Source organism: uncultured Cyclobacterium sp. (assembly GCF_963976465.1).
Classification (GTDB): domain Bacteria; phylum Bacteroidota; class Bacteroidia; order Cytophagales; family Cyclobacteriaceae; genus Cyclobacterium.
In genome coordinates, this window is sequence record NZ_CAXBOC010000564.1 from 1 (window position 1) to 3,329 (window position 3,329).

Consider the following 3,329-nt stretch of genomic DNA (forward strand, 5'->3'; position numbering starts at 1 on the left):
TGCCTTACCCTTAGATGATTTTCGAGTTACTGTAATGGTGGATTACAACTCTCCTGTGTTGGGAAGTCAGCATGCCTCTATAACAGACATCAGTCAATTCCGACAAGAAATCGCTTCCTGTAGAACATTTTGCTTTTTGCATGAGTTAGAAATGTTATATAAAAACAACCTTATCAAAGGTGGTGACCTCAACAATGCCATCGTGGTGGTGGACAGAATAGTGGAAGAGAAAGAACTTGCTAACCTGGCAAAAATGTTCAATAAGCAAAAGGTAGAAGTTAAAAAGGAGGGTATATTGAACAATGTTGAGTTAAGGTATAAAAATGAGCCGGCCAGACATAAACTTTTGGATGTAATTGGAGACTTAGCATTGGTAGGCCGACCGCTCAAAGCGCAAATTTTAGCTGCTAGACCCGGCCATGCTGCCAATGTGGCCTTTGCAAAAAAAATAAAACGAGCGATGGAGAAAGCCGGTCCAATGCACATACCCTATTACGACCCTAAATCACCACCTGTACTTGACATTAATCAAATTAGCAATATCCTTCCGCACAGGTACCCTTTTCAATTATTAGACAAGGTGATCTATCTGGACGATAAAGTAGTGGCCGGTGTAAAAAACGTCACTATCAACGAGCCCTTTTTTATGGGGCACTTCCCCAATAATCCTGTAATGCCGGGCGTTTTGCAAGTAGAAGCCATGGCCCAAACAGGTGGTATTTTGGTTTTAAGTACTGTAGAGGATCCGGAAAATTATTGGACCTATTTTCTCAGCATAGAAAACTGCAAATTCAGGAAAATGGTATTACCCGGTGACACATTGATATTTAAATGTGAATTACTTAATCCAATTAGAAGGGGAATAGCAAAAATGAAAGGGGAGGCATTTGTTGGAAACGCCTTGGTTTGCGAAGCAATTATGACTGCCAGCATTGTAAGAAAAGACGCATGATCAGTAAACTATCCGAAATAAGTGAAAAGGCCCATTTGGGGGAAAATGTTTCAATTGAAGCTTTTACGTCTGTCCATCCTGATGTAGAAATTGGGGATGGCACGTGGATAGGCTCCAATGTCACCATTTATCCTGGAGCAAGAATTGGTAAAAATTGCAGAATCTTTCCCGGAGCAGTGATTGCTGCAATTCCTCAAGATTTGAAATTCAACGGTGAGCCATCTTTGGTTGAAATTGGAGACAATACCACCATCAGAGAGTTTGTAACAATCAACAGAGGTACGGCAGATAAGCAAACCACCAAAATAGGGGACAATTGCCTGATAATGGCTTATGTTCATATTGCCCATGATTGTATCATTCAAAACCGGGTGATCATTGCCAACTCCGTGCAAGTGGCAGGACATGTCACCATTGATGATTGGGCATTCGTGGGGGGCAGTAGTGCCATCCATCAATTTGTAAAAATTGGTATGCATAGCATGATCTCCGGAGGGTCTCTTGTCAGAAAGGATGTGCCACCATTTACTAAAGCCGCTAGAGAGCCTTTGAGCTATGCCGGAGTAAATTCCCTAGGGTTGAGGAGAAGAGGCTTTGAAAGCCATACCATTAGTGAAATACAGGAGGTGTATCGATTCTTATTTTTAAACAATTGGAACAATAGCAAAGCATTGGAAGAAATTGAGATCAACCTACCTGCAACCAAAGAACGAGACGAAATAGTCAATTTCATCCGATCTTCGGAAAGAGGTGTAATGAAAGGTTATATCCAATAAGTATGTTGTCTGTAAAGCTGGAAGGGGCAGGTAAGAAGTTTCAGCGGGAGTGGATATTTAGAAACCTAAGTCTTGCACTCACTCAAGGTTCAAAAACCGCTATCATAGGCAGCAATGGTTCTGGAAAATCCACCTTAATCAAATGTCTATCCTCTCAAATGCCTCTGACAGAGGGAAAGTTGAGTTTCAATTGGCAACAAAAGGAGCTTGCGATAGAAGATGTTTATAAATATTTGACAATAAGTGCCCCGTACCTAGACCTACCTGAAGAATTTTCTCTTAAGGAATTTTTAAATTTTCATTTCAAGTTCAAAGTACCAAGTAAGGGACTGAGTATTCAGCAGCTAATAGAGATCATGTATCTGGAAAATGCTGTCAACAAACCCATTAATTATTTTTCCTCGGGGATGAAACAACGATTGAAACTTGGCCTTTGCTTTTTTTCCGATTCCCCATTAATGCTCCTGGATGAACCTACCTCAAATTTAGACGAAAGAGGCATAAAGTGGTACAGAGATTTAATCCATCAATACAGTGATAACAAATGTATCTTTATTGCCTCAAATGATAAAAGAGAGTTTGATTTTTGCGAAGAAATTGTTTCAATTGAAGATTATAAACTAAAGTGAATACTTTGATAAAATCCGGAAATGATTAAATTTACCTTTTAAGGATATGGATATGAGAGCGATAGTGAGAAATTACTTTATTTTTATTTTTGTAGTATTTGCTGCTTGTACTGATGGAACTAGTGGTGAACCGACAAAATCTGCCGAAGAAACAGCCACTGAACTTTTGGCCGGTTTGGAAGGCAGCCAAACCTGGACTGTAGCCAACGGAGGCTCCGTTTCAAAAGATGGAAGCGCAGTCACCAACGATTTCGAAGGCTTTGAACTTCGCTTTATAGCCAATAATACCGGTAAGACCTATACAGCAATAAACAGCAACCTATTATTTGACAGCAATGGGAGCTGGGTCTTTACAGGATCAAATTATGATAAAATCACCCTTTCGGGTATACAACCTGCATCAAATAAAGAAATTTCATTTACTAAAAATCAGGATAAATTGCGCTTGGAATTTGTAGTGCCTGCACCTCAAAACGCCCGTGTCAATGCTTTAGCCGGTTTTTATGTCTTTGACTTAACCCTTCTCAATTAAACTCACAAAACAAGTAGAAAATGTTTAAATACTTCTTTACCTTATGTTTCCTTTTTTCTTCAGCATTAATGGCTCAAGAAAAACAAATCGTGGCAGTAGAAAATGCAGTAGCTGAATTAGTGGATGCCATGGTGGCCGGTGATGCTTCTCGCCTTGAGAAAATCACAGACCCTAATCTTAGCTATGGCCATTCCAACGGCTTGATTGAAAATCAAAGTGAGTTTATTAAGGCCTTAAGTTCAGGGGTATCAAACTTTACTGAAATTGACATTCAAAATCAAACCGTCAGTATAACAGGAAAAACTGCTCTTGTGAGGCATTTTCTAATTGGTAAAACACACAATAAAGGCAGTGCCCCGGGTCCTGTGAATCTTGGGGTATTAACCGTGTGGCAAAAGAAAGGTAAATCCTGGATATTGCTAGCCCGTCAAGCCTATAAA

The 3,329-nt window shown here is 39.8% G+C and carries 5 protein-coding genes; all 5 read left to right on the plus strand.

The annotated features are described in order from the left end of the window. On the plus strand, nucleotides 1-952 hold a 952-nt coding region (locus tag AAC037_RS22200; protein WP_339905703.1), incomplete at its 5' end, for a bifunctional UDP-3-O-[3-hydroxymyristoyl] N-acetylglucosamine deacetylase/3-hydroxyacyl-ACP dehydratase. Continuing rightward, nucleotides 949-1,728: an acyl-ACP--UDP-N-acetylglucosamine O-acyltransferase gene (gene lpxA, locus AAC037_RS22205; protein ID WP_339905705.1), complete on the plus strand. Its 780-nt coding sequence runs from the start codon at nucleotides 949-951 to the stop codon at nucleotides 1,726-1,728. The genes AAC037_RS22200 and lpxA, both read left to right, overlap by 4 nt. Before the next feature lie 2 nt (nucleotides 1,729-1,730). Continuing rightward, nucleotides 1,731-2,357, plus strand: a complete 627-nt coding sequence (locus tag AAC037_RS22210; RefSeq protein WP_339905706.1) for an ATP-binding cassette domain-containing protein — start codon at nucleotides 1,731-1,733, stop codon at nucleotides 2,355-2,357. A gap of 52 nt (nucleotides 2,358-2,409) precedes the next feature. After that, nucleotides 2,410-2,889 (plus strand): hypothetical protein, encoded by a 480-nt coding sequence (locus AAC037_RS22215; protein ID WP_339905708.1) that lies wholly within the window; start codon nucleotides 2,410-2,412, stop codon nucleotides 2,887-2,889. A gap of 20 nt (nucleotides 2,890-2,909) precedes the next feature. After that, the coding region (locus AAC037_RS22220; RefSeq protein ID WP_339905709.1) for a nuclear transport factor 2 family protein at nucleotides 2,910-3,329 on the plus strand (420 nt) is incomplete at its 3' end.